At 67.6% G+C, this 17,071-nt stretch carries 19 protein-coding genes and 1 other RNA gene; 5 read left to right on the plus strand and 15 right to left on the minus strand.

Features of this window, described 5'->3' with window-relative positions:
* Positions 1-66 precede the first annotated feature (66 nt).
* Complete coding sequence (locus G6N10_RS08280) at positions 67-747, plus strand: TetR/AcrR family transcriptional regulator C-terminal domain-containing protein (RefSeq protein ID WP_085096840.1); 681 nt, start codon at positions 67-69, stop codon at positions 745-747.
* A gap of 10 nt (positions 748-757) precedes the next feature.
* Positions 758-1,537 carry a thioesterase family protein gene (locus G6N10_RS08285; protein WP_085096837.1) on the plus strand — a complete coding sequence of 260 codons (780 nt, stop codon included), beginning with the start codon at positions 758-760 and terminating at the stop codon, positions 1,535-1,537.
* Positions 1,538-1,631: 94 nt separating this feature from the next.
* Here the strand turns inward: G6N10_RS08285 and G6N10_RS08290 are convergent, their stop codons facing one another.
* The 6 genes from G6N10_RS08290 to G6N10_RS08315 form a co-directional block, all read right to left on the minus strand.
* Positions 1,632-2,069, minus strand: a complete 438-nt coding sequence (locus G6N10_RS08290) for a hypothetical protein (RefSeq protein WP_085096834.1) — start codon at positions 2,067-2,069, stop codon at positions 1,632-1,634.
* A gap of 488 nt (positions 2,070-2,557) precedes the next feature.
* Positions 2,558-2,809, minus strand: a complete 252-nt coding sequence (locus G6N10_RS08295; RefSeq protein ID WP_234810580.1) for a hypothetical protein — start codon at positions 2,807-2,809, stop codon at positions 2,558-2,560.
* Entirely contained in the window at positions 2,802-3,266 is a 465-nt protein-coding gene (locus G6N10_RS08300) for a hypothetical protein (protein ID WP_234810579.1), read from the minus strand. The genes G6N10_RS08295 and G6N10_RS08300 overlap by 8 nt, the downstream gene beginning before the upstream one ends.
* A gap of 389 nt (positions 3,267-3,655) precedes the next feature.
* The gene (locus G6N10_RS08305) at positions 3,656-6,031 is read right to left on the minus strand and encodes an arylsulfatase (protein ID WP_052615836.1); all 2,376 of its coding nucleotides are present in this window, start codon (positions 6,029-6,031) and stop codon (positions 3,656-3,658) included.
* Positions 6,032-6,172: 141 nt separating this feature from the next.
* Complete coding sequence (locus G6N10_RS08310; RefSeq protein WP_078313701.1) at positions 6,173-7,597, minus strand: DUF1254 domain-containing protein; 1,425 nt, start codon at positions 7,595-7,597, stop codon at positions 6,173-6,175.
* Positions 7,598-7,699: 102 nt separating this feature from the next.
* Positions 7,700-7,975: a hypothetical protein gene (locus G6N10_RS08315; protein WP_052615986.1), complete on the minus strand. Its 276-nt coding sequence runs from the start codon at positions 7,973-7,975 to the stop codon at positions 7,700-7,702.
* A gap of 147 nt (positions 7,976-8,122) precedes the next feature.
* Between G6N10_RS08315 and G6N10_RS08320 the strand changes: the two genes are divergently transcribed.
* Entirely contained in the window at positions 8,123-9,154 is a 1,032-nt protein-coding gene (locus G6N10_RS08320; RefSeq protein WP_085097165.1) for an AraC family transcriptional regulator, read from the plus strand.
* 115 nt (positions 9,155-9,269) lie between these two features.
* Positions 9,270-9,461 carry a hypothetical protein gene (locus G6N10_RS08325; protein ID WP_163742330.1) on the plus strand — a complete coding sequence of 64 codons (192 nt, stop codon included), beginning with the start codon at positions 9,270-9,272 and terminating at the stop codon, positions 9,459-9,461.
* A 204-nt stretch (positions 9,462-9,665) separates the two neighbouring features.
* Here the strand turns inward: G6N10_RS08325 and G6N10_RS08330 are convergent.
* The 3 genes from G6N10_RS08330 to ssrA all read right to left on the minus strand — a co-directional run bounded on the left by G6N10_RS08330 (position 9,666) and on the right by ssrA (position 11,595).
* A protein-coding gene (locus tag G6N10_RS08330; protein ID WP_163742332.1) for an IS3 family transposase occupies positions 9,666-10,804 on the minus strand; the annotation gives its coding sequence in 2 pieces (ribosomal slippage) (positions 9,666-10,534 and positions 10,534-10,804; 1,140 coding nt in all).
* A 77-nt stretch (positions 10,805-10,881) separates the two neighbouring features.
* Complete coding sequence (locus tag G6N10_RS08335; RefSeq protein WP_234810602.1) at positions 10,882-11,034, minus strand: hypothetical protein; 153 nt, start codon at positions 11,032-11,034, stop codon at positions 10,882-10,884.
* A 193-nt stretch (positions 11,035-11,227) separates the two neighbouring features.
* Positions 11,228-11,595: a transfer-messenger RNA gene (gene ssrA, locus G6N10_RS08340) on the minus strand.
* 157 nt (positions 11,596-11,752) lie between these two features.
* Between ssrA and G6N10_RS08345 the strand changes: the two genes are divergently transcribed.
* On the plus strand, positions 11,753-12,571 hold the full coding sequence (locus G6N10_RS08345; protein ID WP_085097868.1) for a TIGR03619 family F420-dependent LLM class oxidoreductase: 819 nt from the start codon (positions 11,753-11,755) through the stop codon (positions 12,569-12,571).
* On the opposite strand, the gene G6N10_RS08350 is transcribed toward G6N10_RS08345, so the two are convergent.
* Genes G6N10_RS08350 through G6N10_RS08375 form a run of 6 tightly spaced genes read right to left on the minus strand, consistent with a single transcriptional unit; the run spans position 12,568 to position 17,063 of the window.
* Positions 12,568-13,404 (minus strand): EamA family transporter, encoded by an 837-nt coding sequence (locus tag G6N10_RS08350; protein ID WP_109750556.1) that lies wholly within the window; start codon positions 13,402-13,404, stop codon positions 12,568-12,570. The genes G6N10_RS08345 and G6N10_RS08350 overlap by 4 nt on opposite strands.
* A gap of 5 nt (positions 13,405-13,409) precedes the next feature.
* Positions 13,410-13,895 carry an SsrA-binding protein SmpB gene (gene smpB / locus G6N10_RS08355; RefSeq protein ID WP_179962885.1) on the minus strand — a complete coding sequence of 162 codons (486 nt, stop codon included), beginning with the start codon at positions 13,893-13,895 and terminating at the stop codon, positions 13,410-13,412.
* 38 nt (positions 13,896-13,933) lie between these two features.
* Entirely contained in the window at positions 13,934-14,821 is an 888-nt protein-coding gene (ftsX, locus tag G6N10_RS08360) for a permease-like cell division protein FtsX (RefSeq protein ID WP_085097863.1), read from the minus strand.
* Positions 14,822-15,511, minus strand: coding sequence for a cell division ATP-binding protein FtsE (gene ftsE / locus G6N10_RS08365; protein ID WP_085097860.1), 690 nt, complete (start codon positions 15,509-15,511; stop codon positions 14,822-14,824). It lies immediately after the preceding gene.
* A gap of 47 nt (positions 15,512-15,558) precedes the next feature.
* On the minus strand, positions 15,559-16,086 hold the full coding sequence (locus G6N10_RS08370; RefSeq protein ID WP_085097857.1) for an Rv3103c family proline-rich protein: 528 nt from the start codon (positions 16,084-16,086) through the stop codon (positions 15,559-15,561).
* A complete protein-coding gene (locus G6N10_RS08375; RefSeq protein WP_085097855.1) occupies positions 16,083-17,063 on the minus strand; it encodes a mechanosensitive ion channel family protein in 981 nt (326 codons plus the stop codon). Before G6N10_RS08375 ends, G6N10_RS08370 begins: the two co-directional genes overlap by 4 nt.
* Between the last annotated feature and the right edge of the window lie 8 nt (positions 17,064-17,071).

A 17,071-nucleotide genomic window follows, 5' to 3' on the forward strand; every position in this document is an offset into this window, starting at 1 on the left:
GATATTTTTCACCTGCGTGAGAAAATTAGCATCCGGCGCCGCCGCCCGCACCGATATCGTTGCGGGATGGCCGGCGAGGGAACCCAGCGCAAGCGCCCGGCACCGGGCCGGCGCGGCCGCCCGCCGCGCATCGATCAGCAGCAGATCATCGCCGCCGCCAAGACCCTGGCCCCCGGGCAGCTGACCATGCAGGCCGTCGCCGACGCCCTCGGCGTGGATCGCAGCGCGCTGAACTACTACGTCGGCGACCGCGACGGGCTGGTGCAGTTGCTGGTGGCCGACCTGTTCGATTCCGAACTCGCCACCGTCGAACTGCCCGGCACCGACTGGCAGGACATCCTGCGGGTCTACGGCCACGCCATCCGCGACGGCGTGGTGCGCATCGGTGTGGTCGGCACGCATTTCACCCTGCGCGGCCTGGGCGGCTCGGCCAGCCTGGAGCTCGCCGAGCGGATCACCCAGACGTTGCTGACGGCCGGTTTCACCGTCGCGCAGGCGACCGGCATCCTCACCCTGGTCGCCGCGCTGGCGTTCTCCGATGCCCGCGACACCCTGGCGATGACCGAGCACCGCGAGCACGCCCAGCTGCCCGAGGTCGCCGACGCCCTGGCCCGACGGCCGGCCGAGCAGTACCCGGCGATGCGCCGGGTGCTCGCCGAGATCGACCACTACGCCCGGGACTTCGACTTCGAACTCGACGTCGTCATCCTGGGCCTGGAACGGCTGCTGCCGCCCGGCCGCCGGTAGGGTCAGCCAGATGTCGTATTTCCGCCGGGTGTCGGCCCACAGCTACCGGGCCACCGCGCACACCGGCGGGGCGTGGAACACCGCCGAACAGCACATCGCGCCGTCCTTCGGGCTGCTGGCGCATGCCATCGAGACCGACCGTGATACCCGCGGGCAGGGGCATCTGGTGATCGGCCGGCTCGGCTACGACATCCTGGGCACCGTGCCGGTGGACGTCGACGTCGACATCGAGGTGCGGGTGCTGCGACTGGGGCGCACCATCGAACTCGTCGAGGCAACCCTGGCGCATCGGGGCCGCGCGGTGGTGCTGGCGCGGGCCTGGCTGATGCAGGCCTACGACACCGCGGCGCTGCGCGGCAGCACGCTGCCCCCGATCCCGCCGCCGCAGCAGCTGGCGGACTGGGACCCGTCCGCGGTGTGGCCGGGCGGCTTCATCGCCTCGGCGCAGGTGCGCCGCGCCGAGGTCGAGCCGGGGCGCGCGGCCTACTGGGTGCGCACCGCGTTGCCCCTGCTCGACTGCGAACCGGTGAGCCCGCTGGCCCGCGCCGCCGGGCTGCTGGACATCGCCAACGGCATGACGGTGCGGGCCGATCCGCAGGCGGTGGCCTTCCCGAACCTCGACCTGACCGCGCACTTCTTCGCCGCCCCAACCGGCGAGTGGCTCGGGTTCGACACCGCGGTGTCCTTCGGCCCGGCCGGAATCGGTTTGACGCACAGCATCATTCACGACCAGACCGGCCCGATCGGCGCGGTCTCGCAGGCCCTGACCGTGCGCCCGTCGGCGCCCTGACGAGCGGGGCGGCCGGCAAGCTACATGGATTTACGTGGAGCGAACTGTGCAAACGGCGCGAATCATCGACGGTGCCAATGAGGCGCCACGCGGGCTAAGGACAATAGTCCTTGGTAGTCGCCAAGATCCCTCGTCCAGACAGCGCGGCGTTAATGGTGCCGAGGTCGGCGTTGTGGTCAGTGGCGATAGTCCAGACACCGTCGGTGAGGAGCTGGAAGGCGTCGTTGATCCATCCGCCGTCGCAGGCTTGCCGACGGGCGTCGGCCTGCCTGGTCCATCCGTCGGCGGCGAACTGGAAACTGATGCCGTCGAGGGTGCAGGCCTGCTCTCCGCGAGCCGCTTCGGTTCCGCAGGTTCCACCGGCAGCGGTGATCGCATCGACAACGCGCGGCAGAGCGACCGGTGTCGGGGCCGCCGCGATAGTCGAGTTGATGTCCCGCGCGGAGGCGACCGACGGTCCGGTTTCGCCGCTCGAGCACGCCGTAGCCAGCACCGCGACCGTGAGTGCGGCCAACAACCCAGTGATCTTCACGGCGGTCAGCCTAGGATCAGTCCACTGAGCCGAGGGGGATGGTGATTGTGGCGTGTCAGTTGATGATCCGGGCCGGTGTGGCCACGCTGGTGCTAGCGGCAGCCGCGGCAATAGGCACGGGGCCTGCGGTTGCCGATCCGATTACCCCGGATGAATGGGGAATGGATGACGGAATCGGCGTCGGCCTTCGCCAGGTCGGGACGCCTTGCTTGGCCGCTGAGTCTCACCAATGGGCCAAGAATGCCGCTGGTGGCAGGTACGCGTTGTGGTGCCCGCCGCCCGATTTCGTCTGGGTGCCAGTGAAGTAGACCTGCACTAGTCCCCGACGGGCGGCTGCAGCGAACGCGTGCTCGCACTCTCGGGCCTGCTGCACGATTGAGTGACAAGTTTCGGCCAGACGCTCGTGCAGCAGTCCCGGAAAACAATGCAGGTCAGGACTTATCTGGACTGCACCGACTCTGATTCGCGACCGAAAAGCGGCCGGCAAGCTACTTGACCGACTCCGCGTCCATGCCCGAGCCGTAGTGAATCGGGACCCGCAGGCCGGTGACCTGCTCGACCAGATCGGCGCCCAGCGGCTTCAGTTCGTAGTACCGGTGGATGTTGCCCCGCGCGTCGGGTGCTGTGCTGCAGGGGCCGTTCGGACAGGTCACCTTGACCGGCACAAAGAGCAAAGCGCACAGCAGCGCAACGCCGACGCCGGCGATGATCACGATTTTCTTCACGTCAGCCTCAGCCATCCCCGGGGTCGGGTGAGATCGCTCGCTGCGGCCGCGGCGCCCACCCGCGCACCCACACCTCGCGGACGGCGACACCGACAAGCACCAGCACGAACACGACGGTGAGGTTCAGCCACAGATCCAACCCGTGCCGGTAGTGCAGCGTGGCGAGAATGATGCCGGCACCCGCGACCGGCGCGAGAATGCCTGCCACCCCAACCGGCCAGCGGCCCACCGCGACCGCCTCGACCACGGCGGCGATCATCGTCAGCACCAAGGCGAAGGCCGCAGCGGAGGCCACCGCGTTCGCGCTGTAGAAGAAGTCGATGACCGGCGACGGTTGGTCGGTCAGCGGCTGGTAGGCCGTCCAGCCGAAATCACTCTGGCCCAGGCCGACCCCGAAGATCGACTCCTCGTAGTCCGCATAGCGGCGGGGCAGGCCGAACGAGTAGATCTCCGCAATCAGCACGCCGACCACGAACACCCACCATGAGGCGTCCCCGGTGACGCGAGCGGCCCGCGCAACGAGGTATCGCCTACCGGCCAGTTCGACAAGGCTCACCCGAACATCGTATTGGCGAAGCCGCCGCTCGGTGTGCAGGTCATTTTCCCGATGTCGGGGAACCCCGGGAAACAAAGCAGGTCAGGGCTTATAGCCGCTGACCTGCTTTGATACCGGTGGAGCTAACTGTCATATTTAGAGTGTCTTCCGTGTCGTCTGTATGCCGTCGCATCCGGCGCGGTCGAGGAAGAGTGTCTTCCACCATTACAGCAGAGCGGTCGCCAAAGTCCGCTTTGCCACGTCGCCCGCCGGCGACGCCGCGACCGAAGTTCCGCTACAGCACACGGGGTCCTTAATCCGATCTGCTACTGGCGGGCCAGGGCGATCCGCACGGCCTCGGCGGGGTCCACCTGATGGCCGGCGGCGTCAGATTCCTCGGCGATCGCCAGTTGCACGCCGCGCACCCGGCCGGTGAAGCGGTTGTCACCTGGCCGGTAGTCGGGTGAGACCGCCGAACCGGTGTCCGCACCGACGTCGAGCCCGTCGTCGGCGGAGTACACGTTGGTCAGCGTTGCCGCCACCTGCCCGGTACCCACCGCGGCGCCGTCGACGAACAGGGTCACCGTGCCGCCCTTAGCCAGACCCGGCCCGTCGTAGGCGAATTCCATGCGCACCTGATGCGCACCGGAAGGCAGCGGTTCGGCGGATTCGGCGAAGAAATGCTGCAGGCCACCGAGGTTGTAGCAGTACTTGAGCTTGCCTCCGTGGGCGTACAGCGACCAGCCGCCGATGTTGGCGCCCTGCGCGACGATCACGCCTTCGGCGCCGCCCTCGGGCACGTCGATCTCGGCGGTCACCGAGTGCGACTTGTTCTTGAGGTTGAGCACGCAGTTCTCCGAGAGCCGCCCCATCCCCGCGAACAGCACCTGCGTGTTCCCCTTGATCAGCGTCGGGCGTCCGGCCAGGTCGGGATTCATCCTGACCGTGAGGTTGTCGTCCAGCGGCAGGACGTTGAATCGCGTCGCCTCGATCAGCCACAGTCGCTGCAATTGGTGCAGACGCTGCGGCTGCTCCTTCGACAGATCCTTCGCCTGGGTCCAGTCGACCGTGGTGTCATAGAGTTCCCACACGTCGTCATCGAATGCGACGGTGTCCTCGCCCATGAGCACCCACGGTGTCTTGTGCTTGGTCACCGCGGTCCAGCCCTTGTGGTAGATGCCGCGGTTGCCGAACATTTCGAAGTACTGGGTCTCGTGCCGGTCGGCGGACCCGCCGTCGTTGAACGAGTACAGCATGCTGGTGCCCTCGATCGGCGCCTGCTGCACCCCGTTGACGAACAGCGGCTCCGGGATCCCGGCGGCCTCCAGCAAAGTGGGCGCCACGTCGATCACGTGATGGAACTGATCACGATGCTCGCCGCGGGACTGGAAACCGTTGGGCCAGTGCACCACCGTGCCGTTGCGGGTGCCACCCCAGTGCGAGGCGACCTGCTTGGTCCACTGGTATGGGGTGCACATGGCGTGCGCCCAGCCCACCGCGTAGTGGTTGTAGGAGTCCGGGCCGCCGAACTCGTCGAGGCGTTCCATCAGGAACTCGGGTGTCTCCAGCGCGGCCATCCCGTTGAAGTTCAGCATCTCGTTGAACGTGCCGTTGAAGGTGCCCTCGGCGGAGGCGCCGTTGTCCCCGACGATGTAGTAGACCAAGGTGTCGTCGAGTATTCCGAGCTTGTCCAGCGCGTCGATGACCCGGCCGACGTGGTGGTCGGTGTGCTCGAGGAACCCTGCGTAGACCTCCATCTGCCGGCGCAGCACGGGCTTGAGCTCCTCGGGCATGTCGTCCCAGGCCGGGATCTGCTCGGGCCGCGGCGTCAGCTCGGCGTCCTGCGGGATCACCCCGAGTTCCTTCTGCCGGGCGAAGGTCTGCTCCCGCAATGCATCCCAGCCGGCGTCGAACTTGCCGCGGTACTTGTCGATCCAGTCCTTGGGTGCGTGGTGCGGGGCGTGGGTGGCGCCTGGCGCGAAGTAGGTGAAGAACGGCTTGTCCGGTGCGAGGGCCTTCTGCTGACCGATCCAGGCGATCGCCTTGTCCGCCAGGTCCTCGGTGAGGTGGTAGCCCTGCTCGGGGGTGCGGTCCACCTCGATCGGGGTGGTCCCCTCGTACAGCGAGGGGTACCACTGGTTGGCTTCGCCGCCGATGAAGCCGTAGAAGTGCTCGAAACCCCCACCGGCGCTGGGCCAGGCGTCGAACGGCCCCACCTGGCTGGTCTGCCACACCGGCACTTCATGGCATTTGCCGAACTGCGCGGTGTTGTACCCGTTGAGCTTGAGGGTCCGCGCGATCGGCGACATGGTGTTGGGCAGCACCGAGTTGTAGCCGGGCTGGCCGGTGGCGATCTCGGTGATCCCACCCATCCCCGCCGAGTGATGGTTACGCCCGGTCAGCAGGGCCTGCCGCGTGGGTGAACACAAGGCGGTGGTGTGGAACCGGTTGTACTTCAGACCGCCGGCCGCGAGCCGTTCGGCGGTCGGGGTGGCGCACGGCCCGCCGAACGCGCTGGCCGCACCGAACCCGACATCGTCGAGCAGGACCACCAGGATGTTCGGGGCGCCCTCCGGGGGCCGGATGTCGCGGATCAGCGGATGCGGGGTGTCCGGATCCTTCGCGTCGTAGGTGACCAGTCCCGTTCGCGGCGCGCTCGGAATCGGCAGATGGGTTCTGGAAACCTGTGGGCCCGTTGTCATTTGCTGGTGTCCTCTCCGCGGCCCCGGCGGGCCGTGTTCCACGCGTCGGTGTTCTCCGGCGCGTCTCTATCCTTCACGATCTGGCCGCCTCCCACTCCCGGCTCGCCCGAATCCGGCCGGGCCACTGTGGGTTTCGGTCGGTTAGCTCTTCGATACCTTCGGTGGCGTCCAGCTGCCGTCGCTGATCGCCTGCTCGGGCCAGTAGGTCCGCAGGATCATCTCGAAGTCGCCGGCCGGGGTGGGCAGCCAGTTGGATTCCTTCTCCGGTCCCGGCGAGGTGTGCTGCAGGTAGAGGGTGATCCCGCCGTCGGGGTTGCGCACCAGGTCCGGCAGCATCGGCGAGTTGATCAGGTACCTGTTGATCGGGTTCTCGACCAGCAGGATCTCCGGCAGTTTGTACATGGTGACCGACCAGAACGCCTTCACCGGCGGGAGCTGCCCAGCGGGGAAGGTCAGCGTGTAGGTGTTCGCGCCGTTGAGTTTGGCGCCGGCCGAGTCGTTGGTCAGCGGGATATACATGGCTTCGGCGCCCGGCAGTCCCAGGATGCCCATCACCGCTCCGGCGAACCGGTACAGGTAGTTGCCGCCCAACTGCTCGGCGGACCCGAACAACTGACCGGAGGTCACCTTGCCGGTCTGCATCTGCTCGGTCTGGAAGGTGTGCAGCTCGGCCCACGCATCAGCCATGCCGCCCTCGATGGCATTGCGCTGCTCGTCGCTGAGCGTGGCGAGATCGAAATCCCCGTCGGGTCCGATCCCGATCTTGGCGAACCGATCCCGCAGCTCCTTCTCCTCCGGCTTCACCGGTGCGTATTTCAGCGTGAAGCCCAGGACCTTGAAGAAGTCCAGCGACGTCTTCTCCTCGTCCGGTGTCAGCGGCGTGATGAAGTCGACCGCGGGCGCAGGGGCTGGGGCCGGCGCCTTCTGGAACGTCGAGAGCGGCTCGACCTTGTACTGGGCCTGGATCTTCTTGACGTTGTCGAGGTCGGCCGGGTTGAACAGCTGCGTGCGGTACAGGACCAGCCCGAAGTCAGTGTCGGTGCGGATCACCTTGTCGACGCCGGCGGGTTTCTCGCCCTGCCAGCCGGGGCCGGCCAGCAGGTAGGTGCCACCACCATTGCCGGTCGTGCGGCTGCCGATTAGGTCGTAGACGTAGGTGTAGCTGTCGATGAACTGCAGCGAGAAGTACCGGCCCTGCTCGATCGGCGGCACCGTCAGCACCAGCGGCTCGGTCCGCAGGTCGGTTGCCAGGAACGAGTACGGCGTATCGGAGTTGGGTGTCTGCACCGTGGTGTCGGCCGGGGTGAAAACGCGGGCGATGCTGTGGATCTGGTTCCAGTCGCCCAGGTACTGGCCGCTGTCCTTGCTGACCGCGTAGGCGTTCTCGATGCGGTACATGTCCACCATCGGGAAGCCGTACACGTATGCCTCTTTGGCGATCGTGCGCATCTCCTGCGGCGTCACCGCCGAGCTGCCCGTGGGCGCTTCGGATTTGCCGCCACAGCCCGCGATCGCTGCGACCACCGCCGCGGCGATACCAATCGCCATGGCCTTGCCGAACCTCATTCGTTCTCCTCTGATTGTCAGTTGGCACCGCGGGTCCGCTCGCGGGGCCGCTCGGGTGCAGGTTAGCTGGTGTGGCGCCGCGGTGTGTGCAGTCGCCGCTGGTCAGCAGGGTTGGCCGGGCGGGGTGAAGTACGGAACGCCTTCGACGGTGTAGCAGGGGATCTCGCCGGGCACGTACGGGACATGCTGGGCCGCGATCGCCGCACCCACGGCGACGTCGCCGGCGATGTTGGTGCAGCCGCCTGCGGAGAAGTGCCGGCCCCCGGCGCTTGCGCAGACATCCGCCGACGCCGTGGCCGCGTTGATGATCGGTGCGATGGTCAGCGGAGCGGCGGCGAGTGCCGCGGCGGCCAGCAGCGTTGTGATACGTCGGTTCACGGGGTTCCCCTGGTTCATCTCCGTTGTGGCCCACCCTTATCGGGTCGGCCACAACACGTCACGGTTCCCCGACCCGGGCAACCACTTTGCACGACCCGGCACCCGCTTGTCTTGACTTTGCTGGACCTCTTCTTGACTATCATGGACATGCATCTGGTCCGTGGATCGTCGCTCACCGGGTTCGCTCCGCTTGTCAGCACTCACGGGGGAGATCCGGACGCGCTGCTGGCGTCGGCCGGGATCGATCCCGCCGACGCGGGAAACGATGACCGCTTCATTCCGCTGCGCAGCGCCATCGCCGCGGTCGAAGACGCGGCCACGGTCCTGGATGTGCCCGACTTAGGACTCCAGCTCGCTCAGCACCAGAGCATCGACATCCTCGGCCCGGTCGCGCTCGCGGCCCGCACCACGGCCACCGTCGCCGAGGCGTTCACCATCCTGGACACCTACATGAGCTCCCACAGCCCCGGTATCATCGCACGCATCACCGACCATGCCGATCCGGCGCTGCGGCGGTTCGAATACGACTTCCTGCTGCAGCCGTCGCCCCCGCAATCCCAGGCGATCGAACTAGCATTGGGCCTCACCCTGCAGGTGCTGCGCCTGTTCCTGGGCGCCGCGTACCGACCCGTCGCCGTGCACGTGCCGCACCCGCCGCTGGGAACCGATTCCGACTACCGCGGCTACTTCGGATGCACAGCCCACTTCAACGATCCGATCGCGGGATTCACCCTGCGCGCCAAGGATTTACAGCGCCCGCTCACCCACGATCCGCTGGCACACCGACTCGCCATGCACTACCTGACAGAAGCCCACGGTCAGCGCACACGCGACATCGCCGACACGGTGCGCAGCATGGTGCGCCAACTGCTACCCACCGGCGAACTCACGGCGGGGTTGGTGGCCCATCAGTTCGGCATCCACCCCAAGACCCTGCAGCGACGCCTCGTCGCGGAAGGGACCACCTTCCCCGAACTGGTCGACCAGACCCGCCGTGAACTGGCCCACCGCCTGCTCGTCGGCACCGACCTACCCGTGTCCCACGTGTCGCGCCAGCTCGGCTACGCCGAGCACAGCGTGTTCACCCGCGCCTGCAAACGCTGGTTCGGGGTGACCCCCACCGCGTACCGGAACCGGTACCATCCCGGTGAGGGACGACTTGCCTTCTGTATGGGGTAGACCAACGCCGCGTTTTGACGGTGCGTTTTGGTGACGGTCTGTCGATCCCGGCGGGGCGTCGCCCGAGCGGCGATCGGATCACGCCGACGATGCGTCCGGTGTAGCTTCTGCGGACTTGGGCCGGGCGATCATTGTGCTCGATTCGCTCATCGAACCGATCCGCACAGATCCGCGTGGGCGAAACTCGTTACTCCCCCCGCTGGCCTCGCCGGATTCGCGTGACGAGTTCGATCTCCGCCCGCTCGTTCTCGGCATCAAGCTGCCGCGCGAACAGTGCGGTGGCGAAGCGGTCGAGTTGGTCGTGTAGGTCACGGTTCTTCTGGCGTAGTTCGGCGATGGTCTGCCGGTCGTTACGGATCGCAGCGGCATTCAGGCTGTCACCCCTAGTCAGGTTCGCGGTGAGTTGCTCGAAGCGGCTGTTGAGACGGTACGAGCTGTTCTCGATTCGGTCCTGAACGAAGGCGCGAGCGACGGCGTCGTGATGAGGGGGACCCGTTTTGTGGTCCAGTCGTTATGCGACTTTCGGTTGATGGGTCGTGGCCCACTGTAGGGCAAACTCGGCCGGGGTGAGGTCGCCGTGGGCGGTGTGGGGCCGATTGGCGTTGTAGTCACGACGCCAGTCCTCGATGAGCACCCTGGCTTCCAGCAGGGAGTCGAACCGCCACGAGTTGAGCAGTTCATCACGAAGCCGGCCGTTGAACGACTCGATGAAGGCGTTTTGCCACGGCGAGCCGGGATCGATGAAAAGTGAACCAGCACTGTTGAACCGGCACCAATCGGCGACGGCGTGCGCGACGAACTCCGGGCCGTTGTCAAAGCGCACGTAGTGCGGTGCACCGTGTACCAGGGCGAGGCGGTCCAGCACGGCGACCACGCCGTCGGCGTCGATGCTGCGGTCGACCTCGATCGCCAGGGCCTCGCGGGTGAACTCGTCGATGACGTTCAACAACTTCAGCGTGCGACCGTCGGCGGTGGTGTCGAACTGAAAGTCCATCGCCCAGATGACATTCGGACGGATAGGCGACATCGCGCCCACGGCCACACCGATACCAGTCAGCCGCTTCTTGCGGCGCCGCTGCGGCACCCGAAGCCCCTCCTCGCGCCACAGCCGGCGGATCCGCTTGTTGTTGACTTGCCAACCGGCGCGGCGGGCCATCTTGGCAGCGCGACGCCACCCCCAACGCGGCCGGTCGGTGGAGAACCGGCGCAGCCACCCCCGCAGCTGGGCCTCCTTGGTGCTGATCGACGGCGGGGTCAGGCGCATCGTGGAGCGGTGCAGACCCACCACGGTGCACGCGCGGCGCTCAGAGACCCCGAACCGCTCACGCAGCATCGCTGCTGCGCGGCGCTTGCGGTTCGGGGTCAGAAGTTTCCCGCCGAAATCTCCTTGAGCATGTCGATGTCGAGGGCCTGGTTGGCGACCAGCTTCTTGAGCCGGGCGTTCTCGGCCTCGAGCTCCTTGAGCCGCTTGGCGTCGTTGGCCTTCATGCCGCCGTACTGGGCCACCCAGCGATGCCACGTCGATTCCGCGACCTCCACATGCCGACACACCTCGGCCAACTCCTGGCCGGTCGCCAGCAGCTTGTTGCCCTCAGCGAGCTTGCGGATGATCTGATCCGGCGTATGCCGCCGGCGCTTGTTCGATGCCATGTCGTCGTCGATTCTTCCTGCCCAAACACTCGGGCAACAGAGTCCCACAACGACTGGACCACTACAGCGGGCTCACCTCAAAAGCTCCGCAGGCTGTCGAGGTCGTAGGCGCGTTGACGCCATGCGGTCAGCAGGTAGGTGTTGAGTCGGTCGCAGCCGGTCAGTGAGCCGTCGTCATCGACGATGAACGGAAGGCCGTCCGGGATGTCCTGCCGGTCGAGCGCCTGCACAACCGACGACCATGGGAGCGTTGTCACGCCATCGGGAGCCTGCAGAACTTCGCCCTCGCGAGCGCTTCTCCGGACCATGACTATCCGCATGCAGAGACCTCCTTACCGCCTGTGCATCCAGTCGTACCGCAGGGGTATGACACTTTTGCTCGTCGGCAAGGAGGTCTCGAATATGAAGTTATCTGTGTTCTATCGGTGGAGCTGCCGGGAATCGAACCCGGGTCCTACGGCATTCCCTCAAGACTTCTCCGTGCGCAGTTCACCCTGTCTCTACTCGGATCTCCCGGTCACGTGAACAAGCCGAGATGACGATCCCAGTCGCTGTGGTTTGTCCCGAGGAGTCCCGCGACCGGACTCTTCGGTGCATCCCTCTAGCTGATGCCAGGAACCGGGCCGAGGGCTTTCCCGGGCTGACAGACTAGCTTCGCTTAGGCAGCGAGAGCGTAGTCGCGCTGATTGGAATCGGCGCTTAATTGGTTGCAACGACGCTTACGGTGGTCTCTTGCCTGCACCGGCACGCTTCCCTTGATTCGATGCGCGAAGTCGAAACCGTTCAGCCCCTCGCACATTCCCGCCGACCTTCGGCGGAACACTTGATGCTACCGGAATCCTCAACCGCGGCCCACCCACGTTTGTTCCCGGCCGGCCGGACGCTGTTGCCATACCGCAACCGGATCGTCTCCGCGACAGCCGGGTTGAGCTGCCAGCATCAACACCCGTGGAGGTCGGACTGCACGCCCTGGGCATCGGCACGGGCGCCGAACGGACCGTGGTCGACGCGGTGGCGGCCGCGGCCGAGCGGGCCGGCTTCGCCACGCTGTGGGTCGGCGAGCATCCCGAGGTCACCGACGCCAACCATCCCGACGTCCCGGTCGCCGACTGGCTCGACCCGTTCGTCACGCTGAGTTTCGCCGCGGCCGCCACCAACACCATCGAACTCGCGACCGGTGTGCTCGCGCTGCCCGAACGCAATCCCGCCGTCGTCGCCCGCCAGGCCGCCTCGCTGCACAAGCTGTCCGGCGGGCGGCTGAGCCTGGGCGTCGGGGCATCCGGCGCCCGCACCGACTACGCCGAGCTGGACGCGCCCTTCGAGCGGCGCGGGGCCTGGCTCACCGAATACGTGGCCGCCCTGCGCCGACGCTGGAACGCCGGTGTCGGCGCCGGGTTCGCCCGGCTGCACAGCGGACCCTATCCGTCGGACCGGTCCATCCCGGTGGTCCTGGGCTGCAGCAACGAGGGCACGCTGCGGCTGGTCGCCGAATGGGGCGACGGCTGGTACGGCCACGGGCTGCGCGACGTCGAGGACGCCGCGGTCTGCTCCTCAACGCTGCGGCGGCTGTGCCGGGAGGCCGGGCGGGACCGCGGCGACCTGCGCCTGGCGGTCTCGCTGCGCGATCCGCAGCCCGGTGATCTGCGCCGGCTCGCCGACGCCGGGATCGACCAGCTGGTGCTGGCCGCCACCCCGCCGGCCGACCCGATCGCCGCGGAGTCCTGGGTGTCCGAGCTGGCCCGACGCTGGCTGAGCGCGGCGACCTAATCCAGCGTGATGGCGGCGACGGCGGCCAGCGCCAGCACCATCCCGACCACCTGCCAGCGGGTGACCCGCTCCTTGAGCACCACCATGGCCAGCCCGACGGTAGCCGCCGGATACAGCGAGATCAGCACGCTGGCCAGCGACAGCATGGCGCCGTGCAGGGCCGCCAGCATCGCCACATTGGCGACGGTGTCCAGGACCGCGATCAGCAGGGCCAGCTTCACCGTCCGCGGTTCCGGCTTGACGAAGTCCCCCAGCAGCACCGCGGCCACCATCACCAGCAGCGTCGCCGAGATCCGGGCGAACACCAGCGGCCACAGCCCGGCGTCGGTCGGGGTGCGGGCGATCAGCACGAACGACAGCCCGAACGCCACCCCGCAGCCGACGGTCAGCCAACCCACCGTCTTGGTGAACCGGTGCGGGGTGACGTCCTCGTCGGTGACGCCGCGGCTGACCATCGCCACCGCGACCAGCGCGACCGCGATGCCGATCAGCGCCAGCAGCCCGGGCCGGTCCCCCATCACCATGCCCGCGACCACCGGCACCCCGGCGACCAGGATCGCCGTCAGCGGCGACACGATCGAGATCGGGCCGGTGGCCAGCGCCGCGTAGAACCACCACACCCCGAGGGCGGCGCCGATCCCGCTGAGCGCGCCCCACAGCACCGCGGGCCCGGAGATGTGACCGCCGACCAGCGCCGCGAGCACCGCCAGCATCAGCATCGACATCGGGTAGGACACCAACACGATGCGCAGCGCGGCGACCCGCCGGGCGGCGATCCCGCCGACGAAGTCGCTGACCCCGTATCCGAGCGCCGAAACCAGCGCCCAGATCATCGCGATCAGTGCTTGCCCTTCGCGCGCCGTCCCATTTCCCGGGAAATCTCCCGCTGCGCGTCGCGCTTGGCGATGTCCTGACGCTTGTCGTGAGCGGCCTTGCCGCGGGCCAACGCCAACTCGACCTTCACCCGGCCGTCGGAGAAGTACAGCGACAGCGGCACCAGGGTGAGGTTGCCGTCCCGGACCTTGCCGGCCAGCGCATCGATCTGCTTGCGGTGCAGCAGCAGCTTGCGGTTACGCCGCGGCGCGTGGTTGGTCCAGGTACCCAGGTGGTATTCGGGGATGTGCAGGCTGCGCAGCCAGATCTCGCCGTCGTCGACGGTGGCGAACGCGTCGGCCAGCGACGCCTGCCCCTCCCGCAACGCCTTGACCTCGGTGCCCTGCAGCACGATGCCGGCCTCGTAGGTGTCCAGGATGGTGTAGTTGTGCCGGGCCTTGCGGTTGGTCGACACCACCCGGCGCCCGCCGCTGCGGTCGCCGGCCTTCAGCGCTGCGGCCTTGCGCAGCTCCTTGCTCTTGACCACCGTTACCTTCGTACGTACAGGCGCAACGTCACATACCCGGTGAGGGCGGCCATTACGACGCCGACACCCAGCATGGGCAATGAGATGTAGAAGATGTCAGCGTAGTCCACCGGGGCTATCAGCCTGGAGAACTGCTCCAGGACCCTGCCGAGGAAGGCCGCTCGCACCACCAACAGCCCGACGATCGCCAGCACCACACCGATCGTCGCCGCGAGCACCGCCTCCAACAGGAACGGCAGCTGGGTGTACCAGCGGCTGGCGCCGACCAACCGCATGATGCCGATCTCGGTGCGCCGGGTGTAGGCGGCGACTTGGACCATGTTCGCGATCAGCAGCACCGCCCCGATCGCCTGCACCAGCGCCACCGCGAACGCCACCCCGGAGATCGCGTTGAGGATGGAGAACAACCGGTCGATGAGGTCCTTCTGGTTCAGCACGCCGCGCACCCCGGGCTGGCCGATCATGGCCTGGTCGAAGTCCTCGTGCTTTTCCGGGTCGTCGAGCTTGACCACGAACGACGACGGGAACTGCGTCTCGTTGGCGACGTCCTTGAACTGCGGATTCTTCTTCAGCGCGTCCTCGGTGGCCTCCTTGCCGGACAGGAAGCGCACCGACTTGACGTCGTCGCGGGATTCGATCAGGGCGCGCAGGCCACGGCAGACGTCGCCGTCGCAGGCCGGGTCGGTGCTGGAAACCTCCTGGTTGAGGAACACCTGCGACTCCACCCGGTCCAGGTAGATGGCCCGGGAGTTGTTGGCCAGCATCATGATCAACAGACCGCCGCCGAACAGGCCGATGGAGATCGCCGTCGTCAGGATCATCGCGATGGTCATCGTGATGTTCCGGCGGAAGCCGGTCAGAACCTCATTGACAAGAAATCCGAAACGCACTTAACGATCCATTCCGTAGACGCCGCGCTGCTCATCGCGCACCAGTCGGCCCAGTGACAGTTCCAGGACCCGCTGCCGCATCGAGTCGACGATGTGATGGTCGTGGGTGGCCATCAGGACCGTGGTACCGGTCCGGTTGATCCGCTCCAGCAGGTCCATGATGTCGCGACTGGTGTCGGGGTCAAGGTTGCCGGTCGGCTCGTCGGCCAGCAGCACCAGCGGCCGGTTGACGAACGCGCGGGCGATGGCCACCCGCTGCTGCTCACCGCCGGAGAGCTCGCCGGGCAGCCGGTTGGCCTTGCCGGACAGCCCGACCATCTCCAGCACCTCGGGCACCACCCGCTGGATGGCGTCGGGTTTCTTGCCGATGACCTCCAGCGCGAACGCCACGTTGTCGAACACCGACTTCTGCTGGAGCAGCCGGAAATCCTGGAACACGCAGCCGATGACCTGGCGCAGCGCCGGCACCTGCCGCCCGTGCAGCTTGTTGACGTGGAACTTGGAGACCCGAATGTCGCCGTGGTTGGGGCGCTCTTCGGCCAGCAGCAGGCGCATGAAGGTGGACTTGCCCGAGCCCGAGGGCCCGATCAGGAAGACGAACTCGCCCTTGTCGATTTTGAGGCTGACATCGTCCAGCGCTGGCCGAGCCGACCTTTTGTACTGCTTGGTCACATGGTCGAGGCTGATCATCACGGATCGCCAGTGTAGCCGGGGTTACGCCGAGACCGGGCCAGGCGCTACGGCCGTGGCTCCGCGCCGGGTGCCACCGGCGGCGTCGGGATGATCATCGTGGTGGTCACCGACCCGGGACCCGGAAGGCCGGCGGCCGGGGCCGGCGAGGTCGGCGGGACGCCCGGCGCCCCGGGGGCCGGCTCCGGGCCGGTGGTCGTCGGAGGCGCCGGCGGCTGCAGCCAGGGCGGCAGCCACGGCACCGGCGCCGGGGGCGGGGTGGTCTCGGTGGTCGTGGTGACCGTCGGCTCCGGCGGCACCGTCTCGGTCGGCGTCGGGGCCGGGGTCGGGGTGGTGACGGTCGGCGTCCAGGTCGGTTTGTAGACGTTGGTCTTCGGCACGAACACCGGCGTGTAGCCGTCCGGCACGTGCTGCGCGGGCGCCGGTTCCGGCGGCCCCGGGGCGTAGTTGTCGTAGACCCAGTAGGTCAGCAGGAACGCGCAGATCAGCAGGAACGTCGAGGTGCGCATCCGGCCCCAGAACATGTACGAGGGCCAGCGCCGGTGCTCGTCGGAGTGTGGCAGGGTGAATTTCATTGCTCCTCCCCCGCGACCTGGGCGCCCTCGGCGCCGGCGGCGGTGGCCGGGTGCACCAGCGCGCCGACGGTCGGAGTGTTCTCCGGCCGGGTGGCGATGCCGGCGCCGGCGAGGCGTTCGACCAGCAGCAACCGCAGCCGGCGGCCGACCTCGAACTGCCGGCCGGGCAGGGTGCGGGCGACCAACCGCACGTTCACATTGTCGAGTTCGATGCTCTCCACGCCCATCAGTTGCGGCTTGTCCAGCAGCAGCGCCTTGAGCGTGGGATCGTCCATCGCGGCGTCGCACACCGACCGCAGCAGCTTGTTGACCTTGTTCAGGTCGACACTGGTGGGCACCGGCACATCGACGACCGCCCGCGCCCAGTCCTTGGACAGGTTCAGCGACTTGACGATCTGGCCGTTGGGCACGGTGTACATCTCGCCGTCGGCGGTGCGCAGCTTGGTCACCCGCAGCGTGACGTCCTCCACGGTGCCCAGCGCGTCGACGGTGGATCCGGACACCGACAGCCGCACCAGGTCACCGAAGCCGTACTGCTTCTCGGTGAGGATGAAGAACCCGGCCAGCAGGTCCTGCACGATGCGCTGGGCACCGAAACCCAGCGCGGCGCCGAGCACCGCGGCGGGGGCCACCAGCGAGGTCACCGGAATCGCCAGGATCGAGGTGAGCTGCATGAACACCAGCACGCACAGCAGCGCGATGCAGCCCCAGGAGATGACCGAGGCGACCGCCTGGCGGTGCTTGCTGCGCTCGGACCGGACCAGCGCGTCGCTCTCCCGGAAGTCGGCGTCGATGCGGCGGGCGATCTTCTGCGCCGCCCAGTTGATCAGCCGGGCGGCCAGGATCGCGCCGAGCACCAGCATGGTCAGCCGCAGCCCGCGGGTCAGGATCCACTCGCCGACCTGCCCCAGCCAGAACTCGTGCCAGCGCTGAGCCCAGTCAAAGCCGGCTTGGGGTGCGGACAGCAATGCGGTCATGGCGTGTC

Source organism: Mycolicibacterium fallax (assembly GCF_010726955.1).
Classification (GTDB): Bacteria; Actinomycetota; Actinomycetes; order Mycobacteriales; family Mycobacteriaceae; genus Mycobacterium; species Mycobacterium fallax.

Bases quoted from the DNA above. Each gene is read 5' to 3' on its own strand.
- ftsE (WP_085097860.1), bottom strand. From the start codon at position 15,511: ATGATCAGCCTCGACCATGTGACCAAGCAGTACAAAAGGTCGGCTCGG.
- G6N10_RS08305 (WP_052615836.1), bottom strand. From the start codon at position 6,031: ATGACAACGGGCCCACAGGTTTCCAGAACCCATCTGCCGATTCCGAGC.
- G6N10_RS08350 (WP_109750556.1), bottom strand. From the start codon at position 13,404: ATGATCTGGGCGCTGGTTTCGGCGCTCGGATACGGGGTCAGCGACTTC.
- G6N10_RS08320 (WP_085097165.1), top strand. From the start codon at position 8,123: ATGCATCTGGTCCGTGGATCGTCGCTCACCGGGTTCGCTCCGCTTGTC.
- G6N10_RS08285 (WP_085096837.1), top strand. From the start codon at position 758: ATGTCGTATTTCCGCCGGGTGTCGGCCCACAGCTACCGGGCCACCGCG.
- G6N10_RS08295 (WP_234810580.1), bottom strand. From the start codon at position 2,809: ATGGCTGAGGCTGACGTGAAGAAAATCGTGATCATCGCCGGCGTCGGC.
- G6N10_RS08280 (WP_085096840.1), top strand. From the start codon at position 67: ATGGCCGGCGAGGGAACCCAGCGCAAGCGCCCGGCACCGGGCCGGCGC.
- G6N10_RS08310 (WP_078313701.1), bottom strand. From the start codon at position 7,597: ATGAGGTTCGGCAAGGCCATGGCGATTGGTATCGCCGCGGCGGTGGTC.
- G6N10_RS08370 (WP_085097857.1), bottom strand. From the start codon at position 16,086: ATGAAATTCACCCTGCCACACTCCGACGAGCACCGGCGCTGGCCCTCG.
- G6N10_RS08375 (WP_085097855.1), bottom strand. From the start codon at position 17,063: ATGACCGCATTGCTGTCCGCACCCCAAGCCGGCTTTGACTGGGCTCAG.